General features: G+C 36.2%; 13 protein-coding genes and 1 riboswitch. Of the genes, 11 read left to right on the top strand and 2 right to left on the bottom strand.

All coding sequences use genetic code 11. From position 1 onward, the window contains the following. Positions 1 to 183 precede the first annotated feature (183 nt). A riboswitch (SAM riboswitch) is annotated at positions 184 to 290 on the top strand. 66 nt (positions 291 to 356) lie between these two features. The 8 genes from ACTJIP_RS14480 to metF all read left to right on the top strand — a co-directional run bounded on the left by ACTJIP_RS14480 (position 357) and on the right by metF (position 10,333). After that, on the top strand, positions 357 to 1,301 hold the full coding sequence (locus tag ACTJIP_RS14480) for an alpha/beta fold hydrolase (RefSeq protein WP_077413644.1): 945 nt from the start codon (positions 357 to 359) through the stop codon (positions 1,299 to 1,301). Beyond that, the gene (locus ACTJIP_RS14475) at positions 1,301 to 2,839 is read left to right on the top strand and encodes an ACT domain-containing protein (protein ID WP_077413645.1); all 1,539 of its coding nucleotides are present in this window, start codon (positions 1,301 to 1,303) and stop codon (positions 2,837 to 2,839) included. The genes ACTJIP_RS14480 and ACTJIP_RS14475 overlap by 1 nt, the downstream gene beginning before the upstream one ends. A 111-nt stretch (positions 2,840 to 2,950) precedes the next feature. Further along, positions 2,951 to 4,111, top strand: a complete 1,161-nt coding sequence (locus ACTJIP_RS14470) for an O-succinylhomoserine sulfhydrylase (RefSeq protein ID WP_077413646.1) — start codon at positions 2,951 to 2,953, stop codon at positions 4,109 to 4,111. Positions 4,112 to 4,140: 29 nt separating this feature from the next. Further along, positions 4,141 to 4,512: a four helix bundle protein gene (locus ACTJIP_RS14465; RefSeq protein ID WP_077413647.1), complete on the top strand. Its 372-nt coding sequence runs from the start codon at positions 4,141 to 4,143 to the stop codon at positions 4,510 to 4,512. Further along, the gene (locus ACTJIP_RS14460) at positions 4,502 to 5,530 is read left to right on the top strand and encodes a homocysteine S-methyltransferase family protein (protein WP_175627183.1); all 1,029 of its coding nucleotides are present in this window, start codon (positions 4,502 to 4,504) and stop codon (positions 5,528 to 5,530) included. Before ACTJIP_RS14465 ends, ACTJIP_RS14460 begins: the two co-directional genes overlap by 11 nt. A gap of 82 nt (positions 5,531 to 5,612) precedes the next feature. Continuing rightward, positions 5,613 to 6,704: a fatty acid desaturase family protein gene (locus tag ACTJIP_RS14455; RefSeq protein WP_077413648.1), complete on the top strand. Its 1,092-nt coding sequence runs from the start codon at positions 5,613 to 5,615 to the stop codon at positions 6,702 to 6,704. Between the two features lies 1 nt (position 6,705). After that, positions 6,706 to 9,366: a methionine synthase gene (metH, locus tag ACTJIP_RS14450; protein ID WP_440704778.1), complete on the top strand. Its 2,661-nt coding sequence runs from the start codon at positions 6,706 to 6,708 to the stop codon at positions 9,364 to 9,366. 7 nt (positions 9,367 to 9,373) lie between these two features. Next, positions 9,374 to 10,333 carry a methylenetetrahydrofolate reductase [NAD(P)H] gene (metF, locus tag ACTJIP_RS14445; protein ID WP_077413650.1) on the top strand — a complete coding sequence of 320 codons (960 nt, stop codon included), beginning with the start codon at positions 9,374 to 9,376 and terminating at the stop codon, positions 10,331 to 10,333. A 52-nt stretch (positions 10,334 to 10,385) separates the two neighbouring features. On the opposite strand, the gene ACTJIP_RS14440 is transcribed toward metF, so the two are convergent. Next, positions 10,386 to 11,063, bottom strand: coding sequence for a hypothetical protein (locus tag ACTJIP_RS14440; RefSeq protein ID WP_077413651.1), 678 nt, complete (start codon positions 11,061 to 11,063; stop codon positions 10,386 to 10,388). Between the two features lie 70 nt (positions 11,064 to 11,133). Then, entirely contained in the window at positions 11,134 to 12,285 is a 1,152-nt protein-coding gene (locus tag ACTJIP_RS14435; RefSeq protein WP_077413652.1) for a hypothetical protein, read from the bottom strand. Between the two features lie 101 nt (positions 12,286 to 12,386). On the opposite strand from ACTJIP_RS14435, the gene folE reads away from it, so the two are divergent. The 3 genes from folE (at position 12,387) to cysS (ending at position 15,082) form a co-directional block, all read left to right on the top strand. Further along, positions 12,387 to 13,055, top strand: a complete 669-nt coding sequence (folE, locus tag ACTJIP_RS14430) for a GTP cyclohydrolase I FolE (RefSeq protein ID WP_047376638.1) — start codon at positions 12,387 to 12,389, stop codon at positions 13,053 to 13,055. Between the two features lie 3 nt (positions 13,056 to 13,058). Further along, on the top strand, positions 13,059 to 13,490 hold the full coding sequence (locus ACTJIP_RS14425) for a DinB family protein (RefSeq protein ID WP_440704777.1): 432 nt from the start codon (positions 13,059 to 13,061) through the stop codon (positions 13,488 to 13,490). A gap of 125 nt (positions 13,491 to 13,615) precedes the next feature. After that, entirely contained in the window at positions 13,616 to 15,082 is a 1,467-nt protein-coding gene (gene cysS, locus ACTJIP_RS14420; RefSeq protein WP_077413654.1) for a cysteine--tRNA ligase, read from the top strand. The last annotated feature ends 199 nt before the right edge of the window (positions 15,083 to 15,281 follow it).

Here is a 15,281-nt window from a genome sequence, read left to right as displayed (position 1 = left end):
ATCATTTTTCCATACGAAGTTAGTTTTTTTGAAAAATAATTCCAATTTTTTTCATCTGAACAATTATTAATATAGTTTTGAAATACTTGTATTTAAGGGCTTTTTTAAATATTAAAATATTTTTTTTTTGAAATTAAAAGAAAAGAACTACCTTTGCATCATTCGTTCATTCAAATATTGAAAATGTTATCAAGAAAGGTTGAGGGATTAGACCCTATGAAACCTTAGCAACCCTTTGCGCAAGCAAAGAAGGTGCTACGTTCTACCAAAGTATTTTGGACAGATAACTTACTGAAGTTCTTTTCAGCCATTTCCTGTGGCATTTTCAATTGTATTTGTATTAAAATATAATAGAATTGAAAACAGAACTAAACTATATAAATCTTTCGTATCAAACCAATTCCCAAAAGGAATACCATATCCCGTTAAGCTATCAGCTTTTTGGGAAAGATCTGTTTACAGCACCCATTGTTTTAATCAATCATGCACTTACCGGAAACTCAGATGTATCCGGAGAAAAAGGTTGGTGGAAACAATTGGTAGGAGAAAATCAGATTGTTGATACCAATCAATATACGGTTCTGTGTTTCAATATACCCGGAAACGGTTATGACAATTTTTTAATTGAAGATTATGAAGATTTCACGCCTTCAGATATCGCCGCGATATTTCTAAAAGGGCTTGAAGCTTTACATATCAAAAATCTATACGCCATTATTGGGGGCTCTCTGGGAGGAGGAATTGCCTGGGAAATGCTTGCCAAGCAGCCGGATCTTGCAGAAGTATTTATTCCTATTGCCTGTGATTACAGAACACACGACTGGCTTCATGCACAATGTCTGGTTCAGAAATTTTTATTGAATGATAAAGAAGAACCATTACAGAAAGCAAGAATTCATGCCATGCTGTGTTATAGAACACCACAGTCGCTCAATGACAGATTTCAAAACCAATATAACCAGGACAAACAATGTCTGGAATCAGAAGACTGGTTGGTTTATCATGGTAATGCACTAAACGAAAGATTTAGTTTAAAAGCGTACAAACTGATGAATCATCTCTTGATGAATATTAATGCTGATGAACCATCATTGGATAAAATACAGGCACGAATGCACATGATCTCCGTAGATACAGACTTATTCTTTCCTGCTTCTGAAATCCGAATGTGTTTTGAAAACTTAAAAGAGAAAAATAAGAATGTTTCTTACCACGAGATCCAATCTATACACGGGCATGATGCCTTCTTAATGGAATATCAACAATTAAATAATATCATTAAAAACATTTTACAGAAGTAATGAAAAATGCTAACGAAATAAAATTTTTGAAGAACAGATCAATCATCAAATTTGAAGGAGAAGATTTCCTGGGAGAAATCGGGATTGACGGACGAATTTTTAAAGCGCTTACCTTAGCGCGTATCAGTGTAGGAGTAATTTCCCAGCAGGCCATAGAAAACGGAATTTCTATCTTGGTTCAGGAAATTGATGCAGAAAAAGCAGTTGCTTGTCTTATTGATGAGTTTGAAGCAGAAAGAAAATCTGGAAAAGTTTCTCAGATCTATAGTATCAATAATGTTTCTGTGATCGGTTTTGTAGCAGAAGATTTCAATAAAGTCTTTGCTGAGCTGGCAAGAAACAATGTTTTCCCATTACTTTTGAATCAGGTTGCGGGAGAAAACAGAGTCAACATCGTAGTAACTTCTTCACAGGATGAAAAAACCAGAAATATCATCGAGTCTGAAATTTTCAAAAAGCCAAAGACAGTTCATTTAGCAATTATAGGTCACGGAAATGTAGGAAAAACTCTGATACAACAGGTATTGGAATCTTCAGAAGAAATAAAAAGACGTAAAAAAATAGATCTTAAAGTTGTTGCAGTAGCCAATTCAAAGAAAATAGCTTTCAACAAAAAAGGATTTGATGCGAATTGGAGCGATGAGGTTTTGACTGCAGAACATCCTTCGAGTGTTCAGGAGCTGATTAATTTCTCCAACGAAAACCAGCTGGAGAACCTTATCGTTGTTGATAACACGGCAAGTAAGGATTTTGTGAAAAACTATCATGCTTTGGCAGAAAACGGATTTGATCTGGTTTCTTCAAACAAGATTTTTAATACCCTTCCGATTGAAGAATACAGAAAACTAAGATATACGTTGAATAAAAACAACAGACGTTATCTGTATGAAACCAATGTGGGGGCAGGTTTACCATTAATTGATACGATAAAATTATTACACCTTTCAGGAGAAAATATCACCAGAATCAAAGGAGTATTCTCCGGAACATTAAGCTATGTTTTCAACAATTTTTCTTTAAGAGACGATAAATTTTCAACCATTATCAATGAAGCTTTGGAAAAAGGATACACAGAACCGGATCCAAGAGAAGACCTATCGGGAAATGACGTAGCAAGAAAATTATTGATTCTGGCGAGAGAATTAGACTTAATTAATGAATTCGGAGATATCAATATTCAAAATCTGGTTCCGGAAAGTCTGCTTGAGGTTTCAAAATCAGAATTCCTTTCAAGACTTGAAGAACTGGACGAAGAGTATCAGAAAATAAAAGAAAATCAGGCGCCTGGGCATGTATTGAGATATGTAGGTGATTTGCATGGTGATCTGCAGAAAGATAAAGGTGAGTTAGATGTAAAATTGATTTCTGTTCCGGCAACTTCAGCTTTAGGACAATTAAAAGGTTCAGATTCAATCTTTGAAATTTACACAGAAAGCTATGGTGAAAATCCTATCGTTATCATGGGAGCAGGAGCAGGTGCACAGGTAACAGCCAGAGGAGTATTCGGAGATATTTTAAGAGTAAGTGAAACTAAATAATATTTAATCTAACATCTATCAATTTGGCAGTGTAACCATAACGGCAATTGTCATTCTGAGCATAGCGAAGAATCTGATGGTTACAATGTAAAATTGATCAATTAAAACTATATGGAAAATTTTGAAACATCAGCAATAAGAACCCAGACTGAAAGAAGTCAGTTTGACGAGCATTCTACACCATTATACCTTACTTCCAGTTTTATATTTCAGGATGCGGAAGATATGAGAGCAAGCTTTGCAGAAGAAAAACCAAAGAATTTATACAGCCGTTTCTCTAATCCAAACGTAACAGAATTTACAGATAAGATTGCTAAGATGGAAGGTGCAGAAGCAGGATATGCGTTTGCTACAGGAATGGCTGCCATCTATTCTACATTTGCTGCTTTATTGAATGCCGGAGATCATATCGTGAGCTGCCAGTCAGTTTTCGGATCTACGCATACTTTATTTACTAAGTATTTCCCGAAATGGAATATTGAAACCTCTTATTTCAAAGCAGGAGATGCTGAGAATGTTGAACAATATATCAAGCCCAATACAAAGATCTTATATCTTGAAACTCCTACCAATCCGGCTATTGAAATTCTGGATCTTGAGTTCTTCGGACAGATTGCGAAAAAGCACAACCTTATTTTTATTGTAGATAACTGCTTTGCAACACCTTATCTTCAGCAGCCGATCAAATATGGTGCAGATATTGTTGTACATTCAGCGACGAAATTGATTGACGGACAGGGAAGAGTGTTAGGAGGAATAGCAGTAGGAAAAGAAGACCTGATCAGAGAAATTTATCTTTTCGCAAGAAATACAGGACCTGCATTATCTCCTTTTAATGCCTGGGTATTATCAAAAAGTTTAGAAACATTGGCGATCCGTGTAGAAAAGCACTGTGAGAATGCATTGAAAGTAGCTGAGTTTTTAGAAAGTCATCCGAACGTAGAATTAGTAAAATATCCATTTCTGAAATCCCATCCAAGTTATGAAGTCGCTAAAAAGCAAATGAAGCTTGGAGGAAATATCGTAGCATTTGAAATAAAGGGAGGAATAGAAGGCGGAAGAAACTTTTTAGATAAGATACAAATGTGCTCACTGTCTGCTAATTTAGGTGATACAAGAACGATCGTTACCCACCCGGCATCTACAACCCATTCTAAATTATCCGATGAGGAAAGAAATGAAGTAGGTATTACGGCAGGATTGGTTCGCTGTTCGGTAGGTTTGGAAAATGTAGAAGATATCATAGCAGATCTGAAACAGGCTTTAGATTAGTTAATCGTTGACAGTTTATAAAAAACCAAATGAATAGAGAATACACAGAATTAGTAATTTGGATGGAGGGAAGAAAGTTGGTTAATCTAACTTATATCCTGACTGCCAACTTTCCTAAAGAAGAATTATTGGCTTTAACAGGTCAGATAAGAAAAATGGTAACTTCAGTTTCGTTCAATATAACGGAAGGAAGTAGAAGGCAGAATCCCGAAGATACTTTACCGTTTCTGCAGATTGCCGGGAAATCTCTTTATAAACTGGAAACTCAATTCCATTTGGCTTCAGACCAACAATATATTTCTAAAGAAGATTTTAAAATAATCAATAAAAAAATCCTCTTATGCAAAAAACTGGTCAGCGGATTTATAAACTGTTACAAATTGATAGAAAATGAAAAATAATATACAAGACGCTCAGCTTTCAGCACTCAATGTTCAACTTCAGAAGAGAATTCTGGTTCTTGACGGAGCTATGGGAACAATGCTTCAGAGATACAAGTTTGAAGAAGATGACTATCGTGGAGAGCGTTTCAAGGATTGGGAGCATCCGGTAAAAGGAAATAATGACCTTCTTTCTCTCACACAGCCTCAGGCGATTGAAGAAGTTCACAAGAAATACCTGGAAGCAGGGGCTGATATCATTGAAACCAATACATTCTCGGGAACTACCATAGCGATGGCAGATTATCACATGGAAGAGCTGGTATACGAACTGAACTATGAGTCCGCAAAAATTGCAAGAAAAGCCTGTGACGAATATACCGCGAAAAATCCGGACAAACCGAGATTCGTAGCAGGATCTATCGGGCCAACAAACAGAACGGCAAGTTTAAGTCCAGACGTTAATGATCCCGGATACAGAGCCATCACTTTTGAAGAATTGAGAGTAGCTTACAGGCAGCAGTGTGAAGCTTTGCTGGACGGAGGCTCAGATATTCTTTTGGTAGAAACCATCTTTGATACCCTGAATGCAAAAGCAGCTTTGTTTGCCATTGATGAACTACAGGATGAAAGAGGAATAAAAATTCCGATCATGGTGTCAGGAACCATTACCGATGCTTCAGGAAGAACACTGAGCGGTCAAACAGCAGAAGCTTTTCTGATCTCCGTTTCCCACCTGAATTTATTAAGTGTAGGTTTCAACTGTGCATTGGGAGCAGATCAGCTGACGCCTTATCTTGAAACTCTGGCCCATAATTCAGAATTCTATATTTCAGCATACCCGAATGCAGGTTTACCGAATGCTTTTGGAAAATATGACGAAACTCCTGAAGATATGGCAAGACAAATTAAAGAATATGTAGAAAAAGGACTGATCAATATTATCGGTGGTTGCTGCGGAACCACGCCTGAGCATATAAAAGCGATTGCAGATTTGGTAGAACAATATCAGCCAAGGAAATTGAAGGAATTTGTGTGATTTGATAGATTTTTTTAATTAAAATCAAGAATGAAGGCTAATTATAAATAGTAACTTTATGTAAACCACAAAGTTAAATATAATGAAAAAGCCAATTTACTTAAAAGATTCGGAGGATATCAGATTATTTAATGAGCTGAGAAAGAAAGTAAACCAAAGAGTAGAAACCATTTCTGAGAACAGGGATATCTACATTCAGATCAAAGCGGTTATTCTGCCACTGGTCTATATAGGGTTATATTTTCTTGCTGTTTTGAATGCTGAAAAACATTGGATGTATATTCTGAGTTTTGTTTTAATGGGAATTTCTCTGGTTTTGATTTATTTAAACCTAATTCATGAGGCAGCCCATAACAACATATATAAAAGTAAAAGACTGAACGGGCTGGTTCTTCACATTTTTGATTTTATAGGAGCCAACTCCTATATCTGGAAAAAAAGACATATCGCAAGCCATCATGCATATCCCAATGTAGATGGATGGGACACGGATATCGAGCAGAGCGGATTGCTGTTAATCGTACCGTGGATCAAAGCAAAAGGAGTACAGAGGTATCAGGATAAGTTTTTCTTTTTAGTATATCCATTCTATTTGTTCAATTGGATGTTTATAAGAGACTTCAGAGACTTCTTTGACAAAGAAAGAGTGATTTTAAAGACTCAGGGGAGAATACCGGTTATGGAAAAAGTAAAAATGATAAGCTATAAGCTGTTCTATTTCTTTTATCAGATTGTGGTTCCTGTGATGTTCTTTAAAGTATCAATAGGGTTGGCTTTAGGAGCGTGGTTTTTACAGGTAATTTCAGCAAGTATTTTTGCATTGTTTGTTTTACTGCCTTTGCATCCGCTTCCTGATAATGCCTTTCCAAAATTAAATAAAGAAAATGGTCTGCCATTTAGCTGGCTTCGTCATCAGTTTGAAGTGACCAATGATTTAAAAGAAAATAACTGGCTGGTAAGGAATATGTTGGGGAATTTTAATTTCCATGTAGCACATCATCTGTTTCCGAACTACAGTTATATGTATTACAACGAGATCACAGAGGAGATTGAAGAATTTGCCAGAGAATATGATCTTGCATATAAAAGATTTCCATTGTTGACTGCTTTAAGCAAGCATAGGGATTTATTGAGACAGAATGCCAATAATGCCTACTATATTTTAGAAGAATAAAATGAAATATTTAAGATTATCAGGCCTCGAGCCTCTTATCATAACACCGGAGAGCAATTTCATCAATGTTGGTGAAAGGACTAACGTTGCCGGTTCCAAAAAGTTTTTAAGACTGATCAAAGAGGAGAAATTCTCCGAAGCATTAGATATTGCCCGCCATCAGGTAGAAGGAGGTGCCCAGATTCTGGATGTCAACTTTGATGATGGATTGATTGATGGAAAAGCATCCATGATCAAATTCCTGAACTTAATTGCCTCCGAACCGGATATCGCAAGAATCCCGATCATGGTAGATTCTTCCAAGTGGGAAATCCTTGAAGCAGGTCTTCAGGTAGCTCAGGGAAAATGTGTGGTAAATTCTATCAGTTTGAAAGAAGGCGAGGAAGAATTTATCAAACATGCCAAAGCTATTAAAAGATATGGAGCAGCAGTTATTGTAATGGCATTTGATGAGGTAGGGCAGGCTGACAGTTTTGAACGAAGAATTGAAATTTCAAAACGTTCTTATGATATTCTTGTCAATCAACTTGGTTTTCCGGCAGAAGACATCATTTTTGACTTAAATATCTTTCCTGTGGCAACGGGAATGGATGAGCACAGAAGAAATGCCATCGACTTTATTGAAGCTACACGTTGGGTAAGACAAAATCTTCCTTATGCATCCGTGAGTGGGGGAGTGAGTAATGTTTCCTTCTCTTTCCGTGGAAATGATACTGTGAGAGAAGCAATGCACTCTGTTTTTCTTTATCACGCCATCCAGGCAGGAATGAACATTGGTATTGTAAACCCGGCGATGCTGGAAGTTTATGATGAAATCAATAAAGAATTACTGGAGCTTGTAGAAGATGTAATCCTGGATAAAAGAGAAGATGCTACAGAAAGACTTCTTGACTATTCAGAAAAACACAAATCAGTCAAAAAAGAAAAAACCGAAGACTTAGAATGGAGAAACAATCCATTACAGGAAAGAATTACCTATGCATTGGTAAAAGGGATCGACCGTTTTATTGAAGAAGATGTAGAAGAAGCAAGACAGTCAGCTGCAAGACCACTTCATGTAATCGAAATTAATCTGATGACCGGAATGGGAGTAGTAGGAGATTTATTCGGAAGCGGGAAAATGTTCTTACCTCAGGTCGTAAAGTCTGCAAGGGTAATGAAAAAAGCTGTGGCTTATCTGCAACCTTTCATTGAAGCTGAAAAAGATGGAGCAAAACCTGCCAACGGAAAGATCTTAATGGCAACAGTAAAAGGGGACGTTCATGATATTGGTAAAAATATTGTGAGTGTCGTTTTGGGTTGTAACAACTATGAAATCGTCGACCTTGGAGTAATGGTTCCGGCTGAAAAAATTATTCAGACGGCTATTGCAGAAAAAGTAGACGTTATAGGATTAAGCGGATTGATTACACCAAGTTTGGATGAAATGGTGTATATCGCCTCAGAATTAGAAAGACAAAATTTAGATTTTCCTTTATTAATCGGTGGTGCTACAACTTCAAAGGCGCATACCGCAGTGAAAATTGATTTAAAATATAAAAATGCAGTCGTTCACGTGAATGATGCATCAAGAGCTGTAAACGTAGTAAGTTCATTATTGGGTGACAGAAATAAAGAATATGTTTCGGATTTAAAGAATGACTATTCCGACTTCAGAGAAAAGTTCCTGAACAGACAGGTGGATAAAGATTATGTATCCATCCAGGAAGCAAGAGAGAATCATTTTAAAATTGATTGGGAGAATGAAGAGATTTTCACTCCGAATACGATAGGAATAAAAGTTATAGAAAATCAGGATTTGAGGGAACTTCTTCCTTTCATCGACTGGTCACCGTTTTTCAGAAGCTGGGATCTTCACGGAAAATACCCGAATATCCTGGAAGATGAGGTGGTAGGAGCTCAGGCGAAAGAATTATTCAAAGATGCTCAGGTGATTCTAAAGAGAATTCTGGATGAAAAGCTTTTAACAGCAAAAGCCATTTTCGGGATCTTTAAAGCCAATTCCAATGAATCTGATGATATCTTGATTTTTGATGAAAATAACAATGAGCAGGCGAAGTTTTTAACCTTAAGACAGCAGGCTCAAAGATCAAAAGGAAAAGATTATCTGGCGCTCAGTGATTTCATCGCTCCTCAAAGCTCAGGAAAAACCGATTATGTGGGGGCATTCTGTGTAACTACCGGATTCGGAACCGATGAATTGTCCAGTGAATACGAAAAAGCCAACGATGATTACAATTCCATTATGGTAAAAGCTCTGGCCGACCGTTTTGCAGAAGCTTATGCCGAATTTTTACATAAAAAAGTAAGAACTGAATACTGGGGATATGCCAATCAGGAAAGCTTAAGCAATGAAGAATTGATTGCCGAGAAATACAAAGGAATCCGTCCGGCACCGGGATATCCGGCTTGCCCAGACCATCTGGAAAAGAAAACAATCTGGGATCTTTTAAAAGTAGAAGAAAATACAGGTGTTTTCCTTACAGAAAGCCTGGCGATGTTCCCGACAGCATCCGTTTCCGGGTATTATTTCGGAAGCCCGCATGCCAAATACTTCGGATTAGGAAAAATTACAGAGGACCAGCTTAAAGATTATGCATCAAGAAGAGGTTGCAGTATCCAGGAAGCGAGAAAATGGTTGTCACCAAATTTAGCAGATTAACATTGACATGAAGATAACAGAACACATTAAAAATGCAAATGGAAAAACTTTATTCTCCTTAGAAGTTGTTCCGCCACAGAAAGGAATCGGGATTGAAGATCTCTATACGAATATAGATCCATTGATGGAATTCAAACCGCCTTTCATTGATGTTACAACATCCAGAGAAGAATATATCTATCTGGATAAAGGCAATGGACTTATGGAACGCCGTATTACGAGAATGCGTCCGGGAACCTTAGGAATTTGTGCTGCTATTCAACATAAATATAATGTAGATACGGTTCCTCATCTTCTTTGCGGAGGTTTTACAAAAGAAGAGACAGAATATCTTCTGGTAGACTGTATGTACCTCGGGATAGATAATGTAATGGCCCTAAGAGGAGATGCTATGAAAGGACATCAGTATTTTGAGCCTACTCAGGGAGGACATCCAAGTGCCATGGATCTTGTGGATCAGATCAATAACCTGGGAAGAGGAAAATACCTTCATAACGAAGAACAGGCATGTGATGAATTGAATAAATTCTGCATCGGTGTTGCCGGATATCCGGAAAAACATATGGAGGCACCTTCCATGAATTATGATCTGAAGTGGCTGAAACAAAAAGTAGATGCCGGAGCAGATTATATTGTTACCCAAATGTTCTTTGACAATAAAAAGTATATAGAATTCGTTCAGAAAGCAAGGGAAATTGGAATTACAGTTCCGATTATTCCGGGAATAAAACCCATTGCCACAAAAAAACATTTGAAAATCCTGCCGCAGGTATTCAAAATAGATCTTCCTGAAGAGCTGATCAATGAAGTTGAAAATGCAAAAAACAATGAAGCAGTGAAGCAGATCGGAGTAGAATGGGCGATTGCCCAATGCAAAGAATTGCTGGATTTTGGAGTTCCTGTTCTGCACTTTTACTCAATGGGGAAGAGTGATAATATCAAAAAAGTAGCCGGTGAGCTATTCTAATAAAAGTACCAAAATGAAGGAACCCCTGTGAGTTTTCACAGGGGTTTATTTTTTACTGATTTAAGAACTTAACCAGTTTGATGAGGTCTTCTTCTTTATTTACTTTAATGTTATTAGATTTTGCAAATTTTTCAATATCATCTTTTTTCGCTGGGAAAGCATTTGCTATATCTTTTATTTTCTTTGGTTTTTTAATATATCCTGATTCTGTTTTGATATAATAAACAGGATCTAATGTTTTAAAAGATGCAGGTCTATCAGTAGCATAAGAGTTTGCTGCAGGAACCGCATCAATAAATTTTGTTTGAATTTTTTTATATAATCCAGTTTTATCATTTACTAGTTCAAAAAAATATCCATTTAAATCGTCTTGTGTATCTAAGCTAACTAAAATTGTTTTGGGAGAGAATATTTCTATTCTGGAGAATTTTTCTTCTTTAGGAAGTGCTAATGTAGTTCCGTTTTTTTGAAACTCTATTTCATCTCTCAACGTATTATATCTAACAGGTGCTTTTTCATAATCATCAGCAACTTTGGCAATACTAAAATTTTTATTTAAGTATGGTGAGCCAATAATTTCATCATAATTTAAAGCTCTTCCTGCTCCTTCTGATTTAATTTTAAAGAAAACCTCATGTGTTCCTCCTGCTGAATTTAATCCTATTGTATTTGCTTGGCTAAATAGTAAGGAGGACATTCCCAATAATGCAATTAATGTAATCTTTTTCATTAGTTATTAATATGTTTTTAATTAAGTTACCAAAAGTACAAATATTATTGTATCTGCCTACAAAAATAATTTATAAAATAGAATGCCTCTCAAACTCCTTATTCCTGTCAAACAGATACCGGTAAGTAGCCAGCTTTCGCGTTACTGTGGTATCCAGAGTTTCAGCAATCTTAATCATTTTAGGATTAAAATCACCAATCCACTGTAGTTCTGTAATCTTAAAATCTGTATGTTTTCTCAAATGTTGAGTTCCTTCCCAAATCATATATCCGTCAATACCTTTCTTTTGCCATTCCGGAACTACACCAAAAACAAGCCCCAACATTTTCTCATTTTTCTTAAATCGTTTTAAAAATAAGAACTTGAGTTTTTCAAAAATTCCGAACTTTCCATTCAAATATTTAGCCCACTGGTTAAGGTCAGGAATATTGATCCACATCGCAATCGGTTTCTCATTTTCATATACAAACCAGGAGATATGCTCATTGATAATGGGTTTCATCGCATTGAACATTTTCAGAACCTTTGCTTCTTCCAAATGTTTTCCTTCTCCATGAGATGCCCATGCTTTATTATAAACTTCAGTAAAATCTTTTGCAAATTTCGCCAGATTATTCTTTTTCATAGGCTGAGCTGAAATGGCAGGATTTCTTCTGTTTTTTTCATGGGCAATCGTGAAGATTCGCGAAACTTCAGCAAAAACAGGTCTGGTAAAACAAAGCTGCTCAAAATAGATCTGAAATCCATAATTTTCAAAAAGATCTTTGTAGTAAGGGAAGTTGTAATTCATTCCAAACAAAGGCTCAGCAAAACCATCAATCAAAAGCCCCCAGAATTTATCCCGCTCCCCAAAATTGATCGGACCATCCATAGCTTCCATTCCTTTTTTCTGAAGCCAGTTTTTACAATGGTCAAAAATAAAATTGGCGGTATTCTGATCATTGATACAGTCAAAAAAACCAATTCCTCCCGTAGGTTGCTTTTGCTCATAACAATGGTTAATGAAAACAGCTACTTTACCAACCGTTTTGTGATTCTTTTTAAACAAAAATCTCTTACACTCGCCGTTTTGAAAGAATTTATTCTTTTCAGGCTCAAAAATTTCCTCAATATACTTATCTAAAGGGCGGATATAATTTTTGTCACGTTGATAAAGTTGTGCCGGGAATTCCAGAAATTCCCTTTTATGGAGTCGGTTTTGTACTTCCTCGACAATAATCATAGGCTTTTTAATCAGAAATGGCTATAAAAGATAATGTTTTTCACCTTATTTGAAATAGAGAAATAGATATTATCCGTATTTTTGCTGCAAATTAAATAAAAATGGTTGATTTTACTGATAACGACGATGATATTTTCACTGGAAAAGAACATACGCCTATAAGGAAAGATGCTTTTGATAAATCGCCACAGGAAAAAATAGAAAAAATTACTGAGCTTTTTGGCGAGATTATGGAAACATTGGGTATGGATATGACAGATGATTCTCTGAAAGATTCTCCCAGACGTGTTGCCAAAATGTATGTGAACGAGATTTTCGGAGGACTTCTTCCCGAAAACAAACCGGGAATTTCCACTTTTTCCAATAAATACAAATACCGCCAGATGCTGGTGGAAAAAGATATCACTGTATATTCTTTCTGTGAACATCACTTCTTACCTATCATAGGAAGAGCCCATGTTGCTTATATTTCCAATGGAGAAGTAATAGGCCTTTCAAAAATCAATAGAATTGTTGATTATTATGCGAAAAGACCACAGGTTCAGGAAAGACTTACCATGCAGATTGTAGATGCTTTGAAAGAAGCTTTGGGAACAAAAGATGTTGCTTGTATTATTGATGCAAAACACCTTTGTGTCAACTGCAGAGGGATAAAAGATACAGCAAGTTCTACTATTACTGCTGAGCTAAGTGGTATTTTCAGAACAAATCCTATTACAAGACAGGAATTCTTGCATTACGTAGGAAGCCATGCAAAACTAGATTATTAATCAATGAACTACCAAATTCTTAAAAATATTATTGATGCCGAACTTCAGAGATTTCAAAATATCCCTGAAGAAGAATGGTCATACAAAAGCTCTCAAGAAAAATGGTCTAAAAAAGAAATTATAGGCCATCTTTGTGACAGTGCTTTAACAAATATCCGTAGATTTGTCGTAACCCAATATAAAGAGAACGAAAATATCGTATATGATCAGAATATCTGGGTAAAAGCTCAGAATTATCAGAATGTTCCTACTTTGGATCTTATTGATCTGTGGAAGTCTTTGAACTACCAGATTGTTCATGTAGTTGAAAATATTCCCGATGACGCATTACAGAGAACTTGTGATACAACCAAAATAGAACCTCAGGTTTTTACATTGGAGTTTATTATTAATGATTATGTAGACCATCTGCAGCATCATTTAAAAGCGATTTAATTATGATAAAATTTAAAAAAGTTTCACATAAGATTTTTATCACAACAATTATTTGTTGTGACAAAAGTAATTTTTAACTAATTTTTGAATCTTTAAAATCATTAAATCTTTTAACTTAAAAATAAATGCAATTAAAAATATATAACTCCCTTACAGCGGAAAAAGAAATATTCAAACCTATTTTAGAAGGAAATGTCGGAATGTATGTCTGCGGACCTACAGTATACAGCAATGTGCATTTAGGAAATGTAAGAACTTTCCTTTCCTTCGATTTTATCTACCGTACCTTGACGCATTTGGGGTATAAAGTAAGATATGTAAGAAATATCACGGATGCTGGACACCTTACTGATGATGGGAATGTAGATAATGACAGATTCGTAAAGCAAACCAGACTTGAAAAACTGGAGCCTATGGAAATTGTACAGAAATATACAGTAGATTTCCATAAAGTATTGGATATGTTCAATCTTTTGCCACCCAATATCGAACCTACTGCTACAGGACATATTGTGGAGCAGATCGAATTGACTCAAAAACTTATTGAAAAAGGATTTGCCTACGAAAGCAACGGTTCAGTATACTTCGATGTATTAGAATACAACAAAAGAGGATTGAACTATGGTGAACTTTCAAAACGTAATATAGAAGAACTTTTTGCCAATACCAGAGACCTTGATGGCCAGGGAGAAAAGAAAAATCCACAGGATTTTGCTTTGTGGAAAAAAGCATCTCCAGCTCACATTATGAGATGGAATTCCCCTTGGGGAGAAGGCTTCCCGGGATGGCACCTTGAATGTACTGCAATGAGTACGAAATATTTAGGTGAAACATTTGATATCCATGGAGGAGGGATGGACCTTAAATTCCCTCACCACGAATGTGAAATTGCACAAGGAAAAGCTTGTAATGGTACAGCTCCGGTAAACTACTGGATGCATGCCAATATGTTGACGATGAATTCTCAGCGTATGAGCAAATCCACTGGGAACTATATCCTTCCGATGCAGCTGGTTACAGGAGATAATGACTTCTTTGAAAAACCTTTCCACCCTTCAATTGTACGTTTCTGCTTCCTGCAGGCACACTACAGAAGTGTTCTGGATATTTCAAACGATGCAATGATAGCCAGCGAAAAAGGATTTATCAGGCTAATGGAAGCGGTGAAAGTATTGAACTCAATCACCCCTGATGATACCAAACAATCCGGTTTCAGCCTGAAAGAATGGAAAGATAAAGCATATGAAGCTTTGACTGATGATTTCAATTCACCAATCCTGATTGCTCACCTGTTTGAAGCTGTGAAATACATCTTTGCCTTGAACGATGGTAAAGAAACAATTTCAACTGCAGATCTAGAAGATTTAAAGTCAACATTGAATGCCTTTATCTTTGACGTTCTGGGATTACAGACCGTGGAAGAAAATAACAATGAAAAACTTGATCAAACTTTAAAAGTTTTAATTGAACTGAGAAATCAGGCAAGAAAATCCAAGAATTTTGACCTTTCAGATCAGATCAGAGACAAACTGCTTGCAGAAGGAATCGAATTAAAAGACGGAAGAGATGGAACATCATACGTTCTGAACTAAAAATATAACTTTATTTTATAAAACATTCCGTAGGAGTCCCACACGTAGGATTCTTACGGAATGTTTTTTTTGGAACCATTTCGGAAAATATATCTTATCCATTATTATACAGATGATCTTTTTCAGGAGCTATTTCCTGCTATGCATTCATACTCCTCACGCCCGGGCTGTGCGATTCTCAAATCCGCCTGCTCTCCAA

The organism is Chryseobacterium sp. 22543, from assembly GCF_052044565.1.
Lineage (GTDB): Bacteria > Bacteroidota > Bacteroidia > Flavobacteriales > Weeksellaceae > Chryseobacterium.
Note: the sequence above shows the minus strand (reverse complement) of the source record. Positions and strands in the feature narration are given on the sequence as shown.

What these genes read in the sequence shown, in the direction of transcription:
- ACTJIP_RS14475 (WP_077413645.1), top strand. Translation starts at nt 1,301, where the DNA reads ATGAAAAATGCTAACGAAATAAAATTTTTGAAGAACAGATCAATCATC.
- ACTJIP_RS14470 (WP_077413646.1), top strand. Translation starts at nt 2,951, where the DNA reads ATGGAAAATTTTGAAACATCAGCAATAAGAACCCAGACTGAAAGAAGT.
- ACTJIP_RS14465 (WP_077413647.1), top strand. Translation starts at nt 4,141, where the DNA reads ATGAATAGAGAATACACAGAATTAGTAATTTGGATGGAGGGAAGAAAG.
- ACTJIP_RS14460 (WP_175627183.1), top strand. Translation starts at nt 4,502, where the DNA reads ATGAAAAATAATATACAAGACGCTCAGCTTTCAGCACTCAATGTTCAA.
- ACTJIP_RS14455 (WP_077413648.1), top strand. Translation starts at nt 5,613, where the DNA reads ATGAAAAAGCCAATTTACTTAAAAGATTCGGAGGATATCAGATTATTT.
- metH (WP_440704778.1), top strand. Translation starts at nt 6,706, where the DNA reads ATGAAATATTTAAGATTATCAGGCCTCGAGCCTCTTATCATAACACCG.
- metF (WP_077413650.1), top strand. Translation starts at nt 9,374, where the DNA reads ATGAAGATAACAGAACACATTAAAAATGCAAATGGAAAAACTTTATTC.
- ACTJIP_RS14440 (WP_077413651.1), bottom strand. Translation starts at nt 11,063, where the DNA reads ATGAAAAAGATTACATTAATTGCATTATTGGGAATGTCCTCCTTACTA.
- ACTJIP_RS14435 (WP_077413652.1), bottom strand. Translation starts at nt 12,285, where the DNA reads ATGATTATTGTCGAGGAAGTACAAAACCGACTCCATAAAAGGGAATTT.
- folE (WP_047376638.1), top strand. Translation starts at nt 12,387, where the DNA reads ATGGTTGATTTTACTGATAACGACGATGATATTTTCACTGGAAAAGAA.
- ACTJIP_RS14425 (WP_440704777.1), top strand. Translation starts at nt 13,059, where the DNA reads ATGAACTACCAAATTCTTAAAAATATTATTGATGCCGAACTTCAGAGA.
- cysS (WP_077413654.1), top strand. Translation starts at nt 13,616, where the DNA reads ATGCAATTAAAAATATATAACTCCCTTACAGCGGAAAAAGAAATATTC.